Annotated in this window: 15 protein-coding genes; 9 read left to right on the top strand and 6 right to left on the bottom strand. The window is 65.8% G+C overall.

Annotation, left to right across the window (positions count from 1 at the left end):
- Nucleotides 1–99: 99 nt before the first annotated feature.
- From PSEMO_RS11470 to PSEMO_RS11460, 3 genes are all read left to right on the top strand, one after another.
- A complete protein-coding gene (locus PSEMO_RS11470; protein WP_075803188.1) occupies nt 100–1434 on the top strand; it encodes a hypothetical protein in 1335 nt (444 codons plus the stop codon).
- A gap of 131 nt (nt 1435–1565) precedes the next feature.
- A complete protein-coding gene (locus PSEMO_RS11465; RefSeq protein WP_075803187.1) occupies nt 1566–2663 on the top strand; it encodes a polyamine ABC transporter substrate-binding protein in 1098 nt (365 codons plus the stop codon).
- Entirely contained in the window at nt 2664–3122 is a 459-nt protein-coding gene (locus PSEMO_RS11460) for a DUF3237 domain-containing protein (protein ID WP_075803186.1), read from the top strand.
- Nucleotides 3123–3233: 111 nt separating this feature from the next.
- On the opposite strand, the gene PSEMO_RS11455 is transcribed toward PSEMO_RS11460, so the two are convergent.
- On the bottom strand, nt 3234–4082 hold the full coding sequence (locus PSEMO_RS11455) for a LysR substrate-binding domain-containing protein (protein WP_075803185.1): 849 nt from the start codon (nt 4080–4082) through the stop codon (nt 3234–3236).
- Nucleotides 4083–4175: 93 nt separating this feature from the next.
- Here PSEMO_RS11455 and PSEMO_RS11450 point away from each other — a divergent pair, with 93 nt between their 5' ends.
- On the top strand, nt 4176–4634 hold the full coding sequence (locus PSEMO_RS11450) for a nucleoside deaminase (RefSeq protein WP_075803184.1): 459 nt from the start codon (nt 4176–4178) through the stop codon (nt 4632–4634).
- Nucleotides 4631–5845: a CynX/NimT family MFS transporter gene (locus PSEMO_RS11445; RefSeq protein WP_075803183.1), complete on the top strand. Its 1215-nt coding sequence runs from the start codon at nt 4631–4633 to the stop codon at nt 5843–5845. The genes PSEMO_RS11450 and PSEMO_RS11445 overlap by 4 nt, the downstream gene beginning before the upstream one ends.
- Here PSEMO_RS11445 and pdxR read toward each other — a convergent pair.
- Nucleotides 5838–7271, bottom strand: coding sequence for a MocR-like pyridoxine biosynthesis transcription factor PdxR (pdxR, locus tag PSEMO_RS11440; protein ID WP_075803182.1), 1434 nt, complete (start codon nt 7269–7271; stop codon nt 5838–5840). The two genes, PSEMO_RS11445 and pdxR, sit on opposite strands and share 8 nt — an antisense overlap.
- Nucleotides 7272–7423: 152 nt before the next feature.
- On the opposite strand from pdxR, the gene PSEMO_RS11435 reads away from it, so the two are divergent.
- Nucleotides 7424–7672, top strand: coding sequence for a DUF2790 domain-containing protein (locus PSEMO_RS11435; protein ID WP_075803181.1), 249 nt, complete (start codon nt 7424–7426; stop codon nt 7670–7672).
- A gap of 1 nt (nt 7673) precedes the next feature.
- On the opposite strand, the gene dkgB is transcribed toward PSEMO_RS11435, so the two are convergent.
- The 3 genes from dkgB to PSEMO_RS11420 all read right to left on the bottom strand — a co-directional run bounded on the left by dkgB (nt 7674) and on the right by PSEMO_RS11420 (nt 10355).
- A complete protein-coding gene (gene dkgB, locus PSEMO_RS11430) occupies nt 7674–8489 on the bottom strand; it encodes a 2,5-didehydrogluconate reductase DkgB (protein ID WP_075803180.1) in 816 nt (271 codons plus the stop codon).
- A gap of 175 nt (nt 8490–8664) precedes the next feature.
- On the bottom strand, nt 8665–9552 hold the full coding sequence (locus tag PSEMO_RS11425; RefSeq protein ID WP_075803179.1) for a dihydrodipicolinate synthase family protein: 888 nt from the start codon (nt 9550–9552) through the stop codon (nt 8665–8667).
- A 20-nt stretch (nt 9553–9572) separates the two neighbouring features.
- Entirely contained in the window at nt 9573–10355 is a 783-nt protein-coding gene (locus tag PSEMO_RS11420; protein WP_075803178.1) for an aldolase, read from the bottom strand.
- 151 nt (nt 10356–10506) lie between these two features.
- Between PSEMO_RS11420 and PSEMO_RS11415 the strand changes: the two genes are divergently transcribed.
- From PSEMO_RS11415 to PSEMO_RS11405, 3 genes are all read left to right on the top strand, one after another.
- Nucleotides 10507–11037: a helix-turn-helix domain-containing protein gene (locus PSEMO_RS11415; RefSeq protein WP_075803177.1), complete on the top strand. Its 531-nt coding sequence runs from the start codon at nt 10507–10509 to the stop codon at nt 11035–11037.
- Nucleotides 11038–11109: 72 nt separating this feature from the next.
- Entirely contained in the window at nt 11110–13509 is a 2400-nt protein-coding gene (locus PSEMO_RS11410; RefSeq protein ID WP_075803176.1) for a hypothetical protein, read from the top strand.
- A gap of 42 nt (nt 13510–13551) precedes the next feature.
- A complete protein-coding gene (locus tag PSEMO_RS11405) occupies nt 13552–14337 on the top strand; it encodes an AraC family transcriptional regulator (protein ID WP_075803175.1) in 786 nt (261 codons plus the stop codon).
- Here PSEMO_RS11405 and PSEMO_RS11400 read toward each other — a convergent pair.
- Nucleotides 14326–14913 (bottom strand): LysE family translocator, encoded by a 588-nt coding sequence (locus PSEMO_RS11400; protein ID WP_075803174.1) that lies wholly within the window; start codon nt 14911–14913, stop codon nt 14326–14328. The genes PSEMO_RS11405 and PSEMO_RS11400 overlap by 12 nt on opposite strands.
- Nucleotides 14914–15007: the final 94 nt, after the last annotated feature.

Here is a 15007-nt window from a genome sequence, read left to right as displayed (position 1 = left end):
CGCTGACCCGGCGTCCGCCTCTGGCGTGCCGGAGATTGGCGGCGTTCTGCGCTGCTTCCACTGCCCTGTAATACAACAACAAATGCACAGGAGCTTCATATGCATCGCACTGCGCGTTATGCCGGCGTGGCGCTGGCGTTCGGCCTGGCGTCGGCCAGTCAGGTGGCGCTGGCCGGCTACGTTTTCGAAGAAGGGGACCTCAAGGGCGAGCTGACACTCAGTGCCGGCGGCGCCACGCTCAGCGCGCGCAATGTCAATTTCGGTGCCGGGCGCACGGACCTGCGCAGCGGCCGCAACACGGGTGAAAGCGCCGACTGGCAGGAGTTCTACCTCAAGCCGGGGATCACCCTGGACTATCGACTGAATCCGGATTTCAGCCTGCTTGCAGGCGGTTCCATGGTAGCGGCGACTACCTTCGGCGATGGCGATCCGGGCGGCTACAGCAACAGCGCCGACGGCCGCGCCACGGTGGAGGAGGCCTGGGCCGGGTTTCGTGCGGGGAGCCTGAAGTTCACCGCCGGGCGCCAGAACTACCTGGTGGGCAACGGTTTTATCGTGATGGATGGCAATCTCGACATGTTCGGCGATGGCGCCTATTGGCTGGGCCCGCGCACGGCGTTTCGCGATTCCGCCTTGCTCGCCTGGGACGGCGGGCCGTTGCAGGTCCAGGGCTTCAGCCTGCGCACCGACAATCACCTGGGCGACTACCGCCTCAACGGCATCAACCTCGACTACGACCTCGACGGCCAGGTGACCCTGGGCGCCATGGCCATGCAGGTCGATGCCCTGGCCAGCAACCGCACGGCCCGAGCGGCGCGCGACGGCATGCAGGTCTACAACCTGCGGGCCCTGCACGGCAAGGTACCGGGTGTGCCGGCCCTGACCCTGAATGCCGAATATGCCGTGCAGCGCGGCAGCGGCGATGGGGTGGATTACGACGCCAACGCCTGGTACGCCCAGGCCGACTATGCCTTCGAGGATCTGCCGCTGAGCCCGGTGCTGGGCTATCGCTACGCGCACTTCTCCGGCGACGACGACCTTGGCGACAAGCGCCAGAAGAACTGGGATGCCCTGAGCAAGGGCTTTATCGACTGGAGTACCTGGCTGGTCGGGGATATCACCGGCAACTACCTGCTGTTCAACAGCAACGAGAATGTCCAGCAGTTCTCGCTCAAGACCCGGCTCAGTGAAACCCTCAGCCTGGGCACTATCCACTACCAGTTCTGGCTCGATGAAAAGAACTACCAGGGCATGCCGGTGGACAGCCGGCGGTTTGCCGACGAGACGGTGATCTATCTGGACTGGACGCCGACACCGCGGCTGTATACCTCGCTTTCGTACAACTGGGTCAGTGCCAGGTCAGCGGCGCGCCAGGTGTTTGGTGATGACCAGCGATTCAGTGCTGTAGAAGCCTATTTCACCTACCGCTACTGACCAAAAGAGCACCGCAAACCCTGTGGGAGCTGGCTTGCCAGCGATTGCGATGGTGAATTCACTACAGCAATCGCTGGCAAGCCAGCTCCCACAGGGTCCGCGTCGAATCAGCAAATGATGGAGTTTCTGTAATGTCCAAGCTTTTCTCGCGTAGCGCCCTGGCCGCTGCTTCCCTGCTCGCCAGCACCCTCTGCATTGCCCAACCCGAAGTGCGCATCTACAACTGGATCGAATACCTGCCCCCGGAGATCCTCAAGGACTTCGAGCGCGACACCGGCATCCGCCCGGTCTACGACGTGTTTGACAGCGTCGAGACCCTGGAATCCAAGCTGCTCACCGGCAACTCCGGTTACGACGTGGTGTTCCCCGGCACCTCCAATATCGGCAAGCTGATCCAGGCCGGCGCAGTACAGCCGCTGGACCGGGCGCAACTGCCCAACTGGAGCCACCTGGATCCGGCCTTCATGACCAGCCTGGAAGCGGTGGGCGACAGCGGCAACCGCTATACCGTGCCCTACCTGTGGGGCACCACGCTGATCGGCTACAACGTCGACAAGGTGCGTGAAGCCCTTGGGCCGGACGCAAAGCTGGACACCTGGGATCTGATCTTCAAGCCGGAAAACCTCTCGCGCCTGGCCGGCTGCGGCGTGGGCTTCCTCGATGCCGCCGGGGAGATCCTGCCCATCGCCCTGCATTACCAGGGCCTGAACCCCAACAGCGAAAACCCCGCCGACTACAAGAAAGCCCAGGCCCTGATGCTCCAGGCCCGGCCGAACATCAGCTACTTCAACTCGTCACGCTACGGCATGGACCTGGCCAATGGCGATATCTGCGCGGCGGTGGGCTGGTCGGGCGGCATCGCCCTGGCGCGGACCCTGGCCAATGCGGCGGGCAAGGGCGTGAAGGTGGCCATGGCCTTGCCGAAGGAAGGCGCGCCGATGTGGGCGGATGTGATGGCGATCCCGGTCAATGCGCCCCACGCCAAGGAGGCCCATGCCTTTATCGACTACATCCTGCGGCCTGAGGTCATTGCGCAGATCAGCAATAAAATCGGCTACCCCAACCCGAACAAGGACGCCACCGCCCTGGTCGACCAGGTGATCCGCAACGACCCGAACATGTACATCCCGGAGCCGGCGCGCAGCACGCTATTCGCCCTGGAACCGCTGCCCAATGCGGTGGAGCGCGTGCGCACCCGGACCTGGACCACCATCAAGAGCAATCGCTGAATGAACGGACTGACGTGGGTGATGACCTTGCGCGTGCGGATTGGCCCGGGAGAGGAACTGGGCCGTTGCGTGGATGGAGCGCGGACCAACTATCCGATCCTGGGAGGAGATTTCGAAGGGCCGGGCCTGGTCGGCTGGGTCCTGCCCGGTGGGGCCGACCAGTATCTGCTGCGGCCTGACGGGGTAGGAGAGCTGGATGCCCGCTACAGCCTGCTCAGCGATCGGGGGGAGCGGATCAATATCCATAACCTCGGCTTGCTGGTGCTGGATGAGGAAGGCAAGCGGCTGGAGGCCGAGGGGCAGTGGCCGTTGGCAGAGGAGCGCTATCGTTGTAGCTGTTCACCGCGGTTCCAGGTGGCCGAGGGGCGGCTGGGGTGGTTGCGGGAGGAGTGCTTTATCGGACGGGTTACCTATCCATCGACGGAGCAGGTTCAGATCGCGGTTTACCGGTTGGTATAGCCCTGTGTAGGAGCGTGGCTTGCCCGCGAAGGACTGCGGAGCGGTCCCAGATTCTCGCAGTCAGCACCATTTTGGGAGCGCTTCGCACTCCTTCGCGGGCAAGCCACGCTCCTACCTTGATCGCGTTGTACATAGGGTTTCTAGCAACCCCCGCAACGCCACCCCATCCTCATCCAGCCCGGCCCTGGCATACAGGGCCAGCGCCAGCCCCTCGACCGGCGGAAAACCATCCTCCACCCCCAGCACCCGATGCCCCTCCAGCACACAGCGACTCGGCACCAGGCTCACCCCCAACCCGGCACTCACCGCCGCCCCTAGCCCGGCCAGGCTGGTGCTGGAATAGCTGATCCGCCACGGCCGCCCGCTGCTTTCCAGGGCATGGATCATCTCCTGCCGATACAGCGCCCCCACCGGAAACACCACCAGCGGCAACGGATCATCGGCCACCATGCCCCGCGCGCTGCATACCCACGACAACGGCTCCGGCCAGCTCGCATGGGCATCCCGGTCCGCGCCCCATTGCTTGACCAGCAGGATATCCAGCTCGCCATTGCGATACAGGTGCAGCAGCGGGTTGCTCAGCCCGCTTTCCACTTCCAGGCGCAGGTGCGGGCGCTCGCCGATAAAGCCGCGCAACGCCTCGGTCAGCAGTTCCCCGGCAAGGTCCTCCGGCGCTCCCAGGCGCAGGGCTGTTTCGGTCTTTGCCGGCGTCAGTGCCTGCCGCGCTTCCTCTTCCAGGCGCAGGATGCGCCGGGCATAACCGAGCAGGCGCTCGCCGGCCTCGGTGGGCCAGACCTGGCGCTGGCTGCGATCCAGCAGGCGCGCGCCCAGGCTTTGCTCCAGGCGGATGATCTGCTGGCTGACAGTGGATTGGGTCAAATGCAGGCGCTCGCCGGCACGGGTGAAGTTGCCGGTTTCGACCACGGTGACGAAGGCGCGGAGCAGGAGCGGGTCAAGCATGCGTAAATCCACTGGTATGCATGAAATCAATTAATTTCATGCTACACCCGCCGCCCGGGATAATCGCCCTTCATTCGTCAGCGAGGAGTCGAGATGGCTAACGAAGCCTTCATGCGTGAAGCCGTGGCCCTGGCCCGGGACAACATCCGGGCCGGCGGCCGGCCCTTTGGCGCGGTGCTGGTCCATCAGGGCCAGGTGATCGCCCGGGCGGTCAACGAGATCCACAGCAGCAACGATCCCACCACTCATGCCGAGCTGCAGGCGATTCGCCAGGCCAGCCGGGTGCTGGGTCGCCCGCGCCTGGACGGCTGCGAGATCTACGCCAGCGGCCACCCGTGCCCGATGTGCCTGGCGGCGATGCACCTGTGCGGGATCGAGCGGGCGTGGTTCGCTTATGACAATGCCGAAGGCGAGCCTTACGGCTTGTCCACTGCGGCGGTGTACGAACAGATGACCCGGCCGCCGCAGCAGCAGTCGCTGCCGCTGCGTCCGTTTAAACCGGTCGGTGAAGAGGGGCTGTATGCCCAGTGGCAGCAGGTGCGGCCGACATGATCCCGGCTGATTCGCGCTGGCGCGGTGCCGCGCTGATGGCGCTGGTGATCGCGGTGACGGTCAACCTGCGGCCGATCCTGACCAGCATCGGGCCGTTGCTGGAGGATATTCGCGCCGGGACCGGTATCGGCTATCAGCAGGCGGCGTTGCTGACCGCCTTGCCGGTGCTGTGCATGGGCCTGGTGCCGCTTTTGCAGCCCTGGCTGCGGCGCTGGCTGAGCGAGCAGGGCGGTTTGCTGCTGGGCCTGGGCGCCATCGGTCTGGCCTGCCTGTGGCGCCTGTTGCTGGGTAGCGGTACGGCACTGATCGCCAGTGCGGTACTCGCCGGACTGGGCGTGGCCTTCGTCCAGGCGCTGATGCCAGGGCTGGTCAATCGCTGGTTTTCCCGTCGCCTGGCGCTGGCCATGGGCGTGTATTCGGCGGCGCTGATGAGTGGCGGCGGGGTGGCGGCGGTGCTCGGGCCCCGGGTTGCCGAGCACTTCGGTCACTGGCAGGCGGGGTTGGGGGTGTGGCTGTTGCCAGTGTTGTTCGCCCTGCTGCTGCTTGGGCTGGTGGGGCCGAAGCTGGAAGCCGCCGCCGGGCGTGGCGGCAGCGGCGGCGGGCACTTCTTCGGCAATCGCCGGGCCTGGCTGCTGGCGGTGTATTTCGGCCTGATCAACGGCGGCTACACCAGCATGGTGGCCTGGCTGCCGGCCTACTATCAGCAAGTCGGCGGCAGTGCCCGGGCCGGTGGCGAGCTGGTAGGGGTGATGACCATCTTCCAGGTGGTCGGCGCCCTGGGGCTGCCGCTGTTGCTACGCGGGATGGCCGACCGGCGTCCCGGATTGTGGCTGGCGCTGACCTCGCAGTTGATCGGTTTCGCCGGCCTGCTGCTGGACCCGGCCTTGTCCCCCGGCCTGTGGGTGGGCCTGATCGGCTTCGGCCTGGGTGCCTGCTTCAGCCTGAGCCTGACCCTGACCCTCGAACACCTCAAGGACCCGCGCCATGCCGGCGGCCTGGCGGCCTTCGTCCAGGGCATCGGCTTCATCATCACCGGGCTGGTGCCCTACCTGACCGGCTGGCTGCGGGATATCAGCGGGGATTTCCAGGCGTCCTGGACCTTGCTGATGGTGACCGTGGTGCTGATGCTGCTGGTCACCGGGCGCTTTGCGCCGAAGGGCTACGGCACGGCGATGGCCGATCGCGCCGAACCGGCCCGGGCAGTCAGCTGAGGGACTGCAAGGTATCGCGCAGGCGGTCCAGCGCCGGGTCGATATCCAGCAGCTCGATGGCGCCGAAACCCAGGAGCAGGCCGGGTTTGGGCGTCACTTCGCTGTAGAACGGCGCCAGCGAGTACAACCCCACCTCCACCTTGCGCGCCAGGGCGATGACGAACTCCACATCCAGCTCGCCCCTGGCCAGTGCGCTGAGGTGGTAGCCGGCGCTGGTCGGCACCGCTTCGAACCACGGGCTCAGGTCTCCCGCCAGGCGTTGCAGGATGCGCTCGCGCCGCGCGGCGTACAGCGCGTGGCAGCGGCGAATGTGCTTGAGCAGATGGCCCTCGCTGATAAACCGCGCCAGCGTCCACTGGCTCAGGGTCGAGGTATGCCAGTCGCTCAACTGCTTGGCGATGCGCACCGGCTCCTGCAAGGCGGGCGGCAGGATCGCATAGCCCAGGCGCAGCTCCGGCAGCACGGTCTTGGAGAAGGTCCCGACATAGGCCACCAGGCCATGTTCGTCGAGGCTTTGCAGGGCGTCGGTGGGGCGGGCGGCGTAGCGGAACTCGCTGTCGTAGTCGTCCTCGATGATCACCGCGCCCAGCTGCGCGGCACGGGCCAGCAGGGCGTGGCGACGCTCCAGGCTCATGGGCATGCCCAGGGGAAACTGGTGGGAAGGCGTTACATAGATCAACCGCGTGCCATCCTCGATCAGGTCAACGCGAATCCCCTGCGCATCCACCGGCACATGGCGGATCCGCGCGCCGAGGGCTTCGAACAGGTGCCGGGCCGGCGGGTAGCCGGGGTCTTCCATGGCCACCGTGCAGCCCGGTTCGATCAGCACCCGGGCGATCAGGTCCAGCGCTTGCTGGGCGCCATTGCTCACCTGCACATCCGCCGCCGTGCAGCGCACGCCGCGGGCGAAGGCGATATGCCGGGCGATGGCTTCGCGCAACTCCGGCAGGCCCTGGGCATGGCTGTAGCGGGTGTCGGTACGCTGGCATTGGCGCAGGGCGTGTTGCGCGCATTGGCGCCAGGCATCGAAAGGGAAATGCACCTTGCTGGAAGCGCCGCCGACGAAGTCGTAGCGCGAGGGCTGGGCGAGGGCGGGGCGGCCCAAGGGGATGCCACGGGCACGCCAGCGGGCGAGGGTGTCGGCGCTGGCCAGCGGGGTATCACGGGCGCTGGGCGCTTGCGCCAGCGGCTGCGGGGTGATGAAGGTTCCGCGTCCGACCTGGCCGCTGAGCAGGTTGTCACTGGTCAGCCGCGAATAGGCCTCGGCCACGGTCTTGCGCGACACCCCGAGCTGCTCCGCCAGCAGCCGGGTCGGCGGCAACTGGCTGCCGGCGGCGAGGCGGCCGCTGTCGATAGCGTCGCGCAATTGCCGGTAAAGCTGGTCGGCCAGGTGCTTGCGGCCGTGCAGGGTGATATGCAGTTCCATGAAGCAGGATTCCGGGGCGAGGAAGCAGTTCGTCAGATTAACCGATCGGACTGCCGTTGATCCGCCCGAACTACGGAGTCAACCAGGTGAATCCACACTCAAAGGTGATGTGATCGCAGCTCGGTGCCTACCTTTTACGAAGGAGTTCCGCCATGAAATTGCGTTTGCTCTTGCCTCTCGTCCTGTTGCTGCCGGGTGCCGCCCATGCCACCCAGGACGGCATCCCGCAATACCACTACGGCATGCCTCTGGATGTCGCCAGGGTCCTCGACCTGCGCGAGCCGTCGAGCGACCACCAGTGCCAAGTGGTCAAGGCGACCATGACCTACCTCGACTCCCACGGCCAGCAGCATCAATTGCACTACCTGAAGCTGGCAGAGGAGTGCTCCGACCAGGGCTGACTCAGTCCCACTGCGGTGCCAGCCCCGCCGGGTCGGTGATGCGCAGGCCGCTGTCCAGCGCGGCGATGCGGGCCATGTCCGCTTCGCTCAGGCGCAGGTCGACGGCCTTGAGATTGCCGGCCAGGTTTTCGCGCCTGGTCGACGACGGGATCACCGCGTAGCCCAGTTGCATGGCCCAGGCCAGGGTGACCTGCGCCGGGGTGGCGTTGTGCTGCGCGGCGATTGCCTGGATCACTGGATCCTGCAGGACCTTGCCGTAGCCGAGGGTCATGTAGGAGGTCACGGCGATCTTCCGGGCGTGCATGAAGTCCACCAGGCGGCGGTTCTGCAGGTACGGGTGCAGTTCGATCTGGTTGGTGGCGATCTGGCCCGGGCCGGTCACGGCAATGGCCTGGCGCAGCAGGTCGATGGTGAAGTTGGACACACCGATTTCCCGGGTCAGGCCCTGGGCCCTGGCCTCCATCAGTGCACCCATGAATTCGCTGACCGGGACGGCGCCATTTGGCGAAGGCCAGTGGATCAGGGTCAGGTCCAGATGGTCGGTGCGCAGCTTGTTCAGGCTTTCCTTGAGGCTGGGGATCAGGCGGTCGGCACCGAGGTTCTCGGTCCAGATCTTGCTGGTCAGGTAGAGCTGGTCGCGGGGCACGCCGCTGGCGGCGATGGCCTGGCCGACTTCAGCCTCGTTGCCGTAGATCTGCGCCGTGTCGATGGCCCGGTAGTCCAGCGCCAGGGCCTGGCTCACCGAGTCGATGACCACCTGGTCCTTGAGGCGGAAAGTGCCGAGGCCGAGCAGGGGAAGTGTCGTGGAACGTGTCATGGGATGTCCTCATCGAGTGGGGTGGGATGAGGGTAGTATCCCGAGGCGGGCGCAGAGGAAAAATGGGGAGTGGGGCACAAGATTTTTGCTGCTGGAGCACAAATCTCTGGTGATGCTGATGGCCTCATCGCTGGCAAGCCAGCTCCCACAGGGTTCGGCGATGAGGCCGGTCGTATCAACCCAGTTGCTGGATCAAGCCTTGCAACTTCTCCCGCCCAACCTCATCCAGCGGGAACACCGGCGCCCGCGGCACGCCGCAATCGATCCCGGTCAGCTTCAAGCCAGCTTTCACTGTCGCCGGCAGCCCACCCTTGAGAATGAACTCGAGCAATGGCAACTGCCGGTAGAACAGCTCCCGCGCCCGCTCCAGGTCGTTGCCGGTCACCGCGCGATAAAGCTGCTGGTTGAGCACCGGAATCAGGTTGGCCGCCGCCGTGCACCAGCCCGTCGCCCCGGCCACGAAGGCTTCCAGGGCCAGCGGGTTGCAGCCGTTGTAGAACGGCACCTGGCCTTCACCCAGTTGCTGCAGGGCATGCATGCGCTGGATGTCGCCGGTGCTCTCCTTGACCATGGTCACGTTCTCCACCGCCTTGACGATGCGCAGAATCAACTGCACCGACATGTCGGTGCCGCTGGTGGCCGGGTTGTTGTAGAGCATGATCGGGATGCCGATGCTGTCGCCGATGCGCTGGTAGTGCCGGAGGATTTCCGCCTCGCTCAGCTTCCAGTAGGCGGCGGGCAGCACCATCACCGCATCGGCGCCCTGTTCTTCGGCAAAACGTGCGCGACGGATGGCGTTGGCGGTGGTCAGGTCGGAGACGCTGACGATGGTCGGCACCCGCTTGGCGATATGCGACAGGCTGAATTCGGCCACCTGGCTCCATTCACGGTCGCTCAGGTAGGCGCCTTCGCCGGTGCTGCCCAGCGGTGCGATGACCTGTACGCCGCCGTCGATCAGGCGGTCGATGGACTGGCCCAGGGCGGCGAGGTCGAGGTGCTCGCCATCGTTGCCGCTGAAAGGGGTGACGGTGTAGCCGATGATGCCGTGGAAGAGGTTGCTCATGGTCTGTGCTCCAGCAAAGGTCAGTTCAGGCAGTCGGCGTGCTTGCGCAGGCTTTGCCGGGCGAAATAGTTGAAGGCAGCGCCGTGGCGCTTGGGCCGGTCGATCCAGTCGTGGGCTTCGCGGCCCAGGGCCGGGTCGATGGGCTTGATGGTCCCGGCGGACATCGCCAGCAGTTGCAGTTGCGCTGCCCGTTCGATCAGGTTGGCGGTAACGCAGGCCTGTTCGATATCGGCGCCGGTGGAGAGCTGGCCATGGTGGGTGAGCAGGATCGCACGTTTGTCGCCCAGGGCCGCAGCGATGATCTCGCCTTCCTCGTTGCCCACCGGCACCCCCGGCCAGGCTTCGAGGAACGCGCAGTCGTCGTACAGCGGGCAGACGTCCATATGCGAAACCTGCAGCGGCACCTCGAGCATCGACAGCGCCGCGACATGGGTCGGGTGGGTGTGGATGATGCAGTTGACGTCCGGGCGGGCGCGGTACAGCCAGCTGTGGAAGCGGTTGGCCGGGTTGGCCATGCCATCGCCTTCGAGCACCTCCAGGTCCTCGTTGACCAGCAGCAGGTTGCTGGCGCTGATCTCGTCGAAACCCAGGCCCAGTCGCTGGGTGTAGAAGGTCCCCGGTTGCGGGCCACGGGCGCTGATCTGCCCGGCCAGGCCGGAATCATGACCCCGGTCAAACAGAATGCGGCAGGTCAGGGCCAGCTTTTCCCTGACAGTCCACGTATTATCCGCAAGCGAACCTTGCATCCGCGCCAGTGCCTGCCGGACCAGCTGGTCCTTGGACAGTGTCATTGTGTCGGTCATCGAGTGCTCCTCGGTGAAGTGAGTGAAGCCCGCCCCGGTTGCCTGGAAAACGAACGGGGCGGTTTGTCCTGTGACACAAACAAGGCTATATGACACAAAGTGTCATGAGCAAGTGAAAAGTTTCCTCACTGACCGGAAAACACCGTAGCGCATGTCTATCCGTTTGAAATTGCTGAGAAAAAAACTTGGCATCACCCTTGAGGTGCTGGCCGAGAATTCCGGGATGACCAAGAGCTACCTGTCCAAGGTCGAACGCGGTCTGAATACGCCATCGATTGCCGCTGCGCTGAAGCTGGCGCGCGCGCTGAATGTGAATGTCGAGGAGTTGTTCGCCGAGGATGCACCGAACCCGACGCGCTACAGCCTGGTACGCAGTGGCGAGCGCCAGTCGCTGGCCGGGGGAGCGGGGTATGCCGTACTGGCCAACCAGATCGGCCAGCGCAGCCTGTTGCCGTTCCTGATCAATCCGCCGATGGACTTCAGCGACTCCACTTTCAAGGAGCACCTTGGCGAGGAGTTCCTGTTTGTCCATGAAGGACAGGTCGAGGTGGACTTCATGAACGAGCGGGTCATTCTCGAACGGGGCGACGCCCTGTATTTCAACGCGCAAACCCCGCACCGCCTGCGTTCCCTGGGCGACGGGCCGGCGCAACTGCTGGTGGTGGTGCACGACGCCGGGTAGGCCTTGCCGGCGCCCTTGGGCCGGGACCGCGACTAGCATCGCGATTCCACCCGGCCCTCAAGGATGACCGCCATGCTCCAGCCCTCGCGGGATTACTCCCGCCTGCTCAATACCCTGATCGACCAGCGCATCGCCACCGCGCCGAAACGCAGCCCCTGGTTTCACCTCGATCCCGGTGAGCGTGCCGACTACCTCGCCGAGGTCGATGCGCGCCTGCTGGAGATCCAGCGCACCACCCTGAGCGTGCTGGCGGCGCAGCATTTCAGCCTGGAAGACAATCCGCAGACTATCGACGAGCACCTGGCGTTGCTGCGTCGCCAGCGCGAAGCACTCGACAGCGAGAGCCCTTACCGTCAGGCGCTGGATCGCGATATCCACCTCTACAGCCGCCAGCAGGCCGCCATGCACGGCTTCGAAGGCGCCTGGCGCAAGGCGTTGCGCCTGATCCGGGCGGGAGACGGTCTGCGCAATCCCTGCGCCGGTCTGCTGCAACGCCTGCAACGGATGATCGACCTGTTGCAACGCAAGATCGACGCTGAAGGTGGCACGCGTCGGGTCACACCATTCGCCCGCCAGCAAGGCTGGCAGGCGGTTGCCGGGCGCTACCGGGCGCTGCTCGAGGGCAAGCCGGTGACCTTCGAGGAGATACCGCCGGCTTCCGACGGGCTACCGGTCAACCTGTCGTTGCTGCTGATGGAGGAACGCCCCGGCCATGTGCGGATGAACGTAGCGCTGGTCGATCCGAGCTTCGACGGACGCTACAAGGACCTGCACCTCGAGCACGGCCGGCTGGTGACCGGGACCCGCAGCCTGATGAACTTCTCCTTCGGCACCGCGGCCCGCTCCCTGGCCTGGCAGCAGCATTATCGCCTCAAGCACGAGCCGGGCCGTTCGCCGACCTTCGCGCCGATCCGCTCGGTGCTGGTGCGCAGCGCCTTCGTCGAAGACTTCCTGGGCCAGTGGCTGGTCTCCGAGCACACCTTGCGCGACGGGTTCCTGGTGCGGGTGATGGAGGACGGCTCGCGGTTGCGGGTGATCAATGTCGATCGCAAGGTGTGCAACCAGATCGGCATCGAGGCCTTCGACGAACCCAATGCGCTGGGCAAGGTGCGCCAGGTTGACCTGCCGCGACGCCTGGACGATTTGCTCAATCGCTACGCCGACCTCGACAGTTTCCAGACCATCACCCTGGACAGCTACGCCAGCAGCCACTACGACCCGGACCGCGACGGCCGCTTCGTCAGTATCCGCGAGCTGGAGCGCAGCCTCGGCTTTGGCGAGCACCTGTGCCTGCTGGAACTGCCCCATGCCGGCAAGTACCTGGCGGCAACGCCGTTCGCCGTGGTGGACGGGCAGGGCAGCCGGCATCTGTGTGCCAGCGAAGTGCAGCGGGTCTGGACACATGAGTCGGCGTTTTTCGCGCAATTGGAAGCCTTGCGCGAGCAGGGCGAAGGGGGCTGTCCGTGGCTCAACAGCCCGCGCGAGCGCACGCTGTTCCTGGCTCACTGGCAACGCTTGCTGGACCGCAATCACCTCACGCCGGGGGCCTTGCTGGCGGTGCCGGACAGGCCCCGGGACAGCCAGCGCGACGGCCAGGGCAATGCCTTGGGCAAGGTGCGGTGGGAGCGGGCGTTCGCCGAGCGTATCTGGCAATGGCCGGCGCTCGATACGCTGCTTTCGGACATGGCTTTGCGCCTGCGCGCGCTTGGTGGCGTGCAGAAGCTGCTGGATGATCCCTACCTGCAGGCTACCTTGGCCCAGGCAGCGCAACTCCGGGCTGACGAACTGGAGCCGATGCCCCATCGCGCCCGTGATCTGCGCTTGCTCAAGTGGCTGCTCGCCGAGCACGAAGCACCCCGCAGCCTGCGTCGGCAGGTGCTGTTCCAGGTGTTGTGGATCCGCGCCGGTCAGCTCGGTGGCGGCCATGGCGAAGTCCATGCGCATTCGTTGCGTGCGGGCAATGCGCTGTCCCGTCCCGATCCCTGGCTGATCCTCAATGCCCGCCCGCAGTGGCTGGCGGGTGGCGACAATCGCTGGCTGATCGCCGAGGACAAGTACCGTGGCGCCCATCAATGGGCCCCCGATCCGCAGCATCCGGCCACGGCCTACATGGACGACCTGGACGCGCCTTTCATCGGCGGTATCAGCGTCACCACCGAAGCCTTGTGCCGCGACCTGCCCCAGCTTTTCGACGGCCTGCCGACGCTGCCGGACTACTGGCGTTTCCAGTTGGCCAACAGCGCCTTCTGGCTGCGCAATGGCTACCATTCGCTGTTCGAGACCCTGTACCTGGCGGCGCGCTACGAGCCGCTGGTCGAGGGCAGCGTCGGCGCTCGGTTGCTGGCGTTGTTCGACCGTAGCCGCAACGCTGCACCGCTGGCCCTGTACCAGGACCTGATGGCCTTGCTCCAGCCCGTGCTCGACCGCGATCTGCCCAGCGACCAGCGACTGGCAGCGGCTCCCGGTGGGTGATAGGCTCGTCATCGTTTCCGCACAACCCCGGGAGAATTATCGATGAACACTGGTTCGACTTTCTGGCGCGATCCGGCGCTGGGGTTCATCGAGGCCCGGGGTGTCGCCGACGGACGCAAGGTCTGTTATTCGCGACATTCCCACGAGGGCTTTTCCATCGGTGCGATCACTGCCGGGCGCAGCACCTACTTCGACGGACAACGCTGGCACGAGGTGGACGCCGGCACCGTGGTGATGATGAACCCGGGGGTGGTGCATGCCTGCAACCCGATCGCCGACCAGCCCTGGTCCTACCTGATGCTCTACGTCGATATGCCGTGGCTGCGGGCGCAGGGTTTCGAGCCGCTGGCGCAGACCCTGAGCACCTCGCCGGGGCTGTATCGCGCCTTGCTGGCGCTGTATCAGCGCCTGACCGACAGCGGTTGCGCCAGCGACGACAAACGCCTTGCCGCCGAAGTCTTTTTCGGCCAGTTGCGCGAGCAGATCGAAGTGGCTCCGCAGACCGCGGGGCAGGGCAGCGAGCGCTTGCAGCGGGCGGCGGACTACATCCGCCGACACTGCACCGAACCGCTCAAACTTGAGGATATCGGCGTCGCGGCGGGTTTATCGACGTCCTACCTGATCCGCGCCTTCAAGCAACACTTCGGCCTGACGCCCCACGGTTACCTGCTCGATCAGCGGGTGCGCTATGCCCGCGCGCAGTTGCGCCGCGGCCGGTTGATCGCCGAGGTCGCCCATGAGGCCGGTTTCGCCGATCAGGCCCATCTGCAACGGGCGTTCAAGCAGCACCTGGCGGCGACCCCCGGGCATTACCGCTCAGCCCAGTAGCAGGTAGCCGGCGCTGGCGGCCAGCAGCGCAGCCAGGGCGCGATTGAACAGGCGCATGCGTCGCGGCTCTTCGAGATGGCGGCGGATCACCGTGCCGGCCCAGGCCCAGCAGCCCACCGACAGGTAGCAGATCACCAGGTAGATCAGGGTGAAGCGCCACAGTAGCGCGGTTTCGCCCTCGCCAACGAAGGCCCCGACCCCGGCGACGCAGGCCAGCCAGGCCTTGGGGTTGAGCCACTGCATCAGCGCGCCGTAGAAAAAGCCCGGAGCCTTGTGCGCATCGCCGTCGCTCAGGCGGCCGTTGTCGGCGGCCAGTTTCCAGGCCATGTACAGCAGGAACAGGATCCCGGCCCAGCGCAGCGCTTCGGTCAGGCCCGGCCAGCGCAGCATGACCGCATGCAGGCCGAGGCCGACCAGCATCAGCAGCAGGCAGAAACCCAGGGTTGCCCCGGTGACATGTCGCAGCGCCGGGCGCAGGCCATGGCGCGCGCCGGCGGCGAGGGCGACCAGGTTGACCGGGCCGGGGGAAATGGAGGCGGCCAGCGCGAAGGCGGCCATGGACAGGGTCAGGCTCATGGGTGTTTCTCTTGCAGGGGAACGAGGGCAGGACTGTATCGATGCAGTCCTGGCCCGGTATTGAAGAAAACTGCCCTTCCCGAGCCCCCGGGGG

The sequence above is a fragment of the Pseudomonas putida genome (assembly GCF_001941965.1).
Lineage (GTDB): Bacteria > Pseudomonadota > Gammaproteobacteria > Pseudomonadales > Pseudomonadaceae > Aquipseudomonas > Aquipseudomonas putida_L.
Note: the sequence above shows the minus strand (reverse complement) of the source record. Positions and strands in the feature narration are given on the sequence as shown.

What these genes read in the sequence shown, in the direction of transcription:
- PSEMO_RS11470 (WP_075803188.1), top strand. Translation starts at nt 100, where the DNA reads ATGCATCGCACTGCGCGTTATGCCGGCGTGGCGCTGGCGTTCGGCCTG.
- PSEMO_RS11465 (WP_075803187.1), top strand. Translation starts at nt 1,566, where the DNA reads ATGTCCAAGCTTTTCTCGCGTAGCGCCCTGGCCGCTGCTTCCCTGCTC.
- PSEMO_RS11460 (WP_075803186.1), top strand. Translation starts at nt 2,664, where the DNA reads ATGAACGGACTGACGTGGGTGATGACCTTGCGCGTGCGGATTGGCCCG.
- PSEMO_RS11455 (WP_075803185.1), bottom strand. Translation starts at nt 4,082, where the DNA reads ATGCTTGACCCGCTCCTGCTCCGCGCCTTCGTCACCGTGGTCGAAACC.
- PSEMO_RS11450 (WP_075803184.1), top strand. Translation starts at nt 4,176, where the DNA reads ATGGCTAACGAAGCCTTCATGCGTGAAGCCGTGGCCCTGGCCCGGGAC.
- PSEMO_RS11445 (WP_075803183.1), top strand. Translation starts at nt 4,631, where the DNA reads ATGATCCCGGCTGATTCGCGCTGGCGCGGTGCCGCGCTGATGGCGCTG.
- pdxR (WP_075803182.1), bottom strand. Translation starts at nt 7,271, where the DNA reads ATGGAACTGCATATCACCCTGCACGGCCGCAAGCACCTGGCCGACCAG.
- PSEMO_RS11435 (WP_075803181.1), top strand. Translation starts at nt 7,424, where the DNA reads ATGAAATTGCGTTTGCTCTTGCCTCTCGTCCTGTTGCTGCCGGGTGCC.
- dkgB (WP_075803180.1), bottom strand. Translation starts at nt 8,489, where the DNA reads ATGACACGTTCCACGACACTTCCCCTGCTCGGCCTCGGCACTTTCCGC.
- PSEMO_RS11425 (WP_075803179.1), bottom strand. Translation starts at nt 9,552, where the DNA reads ATGAGCAACCTCTTCCACGGCATCATCGGCTACACCGTCACCCCTTTC.
- PSEMO_RS11420 (WP_075803178.1), bottom strand. Translation starts at nt 10,355, where the DNA reads ATGACCGACACAATGACACTGTCCAAGGACCAGCTGGTCCGGCAGGCA.
- PSEMO_RS11415 (WP_075803177.1), top strand. Translation starts at nt 10,507, where the DNA reads ATGTCTATCCGTTTGAAATTGCTGAGAAAAAAACTTGGCATCACCCTT.
- PSEMO_RS11410 (WP_075803176.1), top strand. Translation starts at nt 11,110, where the DNA reads ATGCTCCAGCCCTCGCGGGATTACTCCCGCCTGCTCAATACCCTGATC.
- PSEMO_RS11405 (WP_075803175.1), top strand. Translation starts at nt 13,552, where the DNA reads ATGAACACTGGTTCGACTTTCTGGCGCGATCCGGCGCTGGGGTTCATC.
- PSEMO_RS11400 (WP_075803174.1), bottom strand. Translation starts at nt 14,913, where the DNA reads ATGAGCCTGACCCTGTCCATGGCCGCCTTCGCGCTGGCCGCCTCCATT.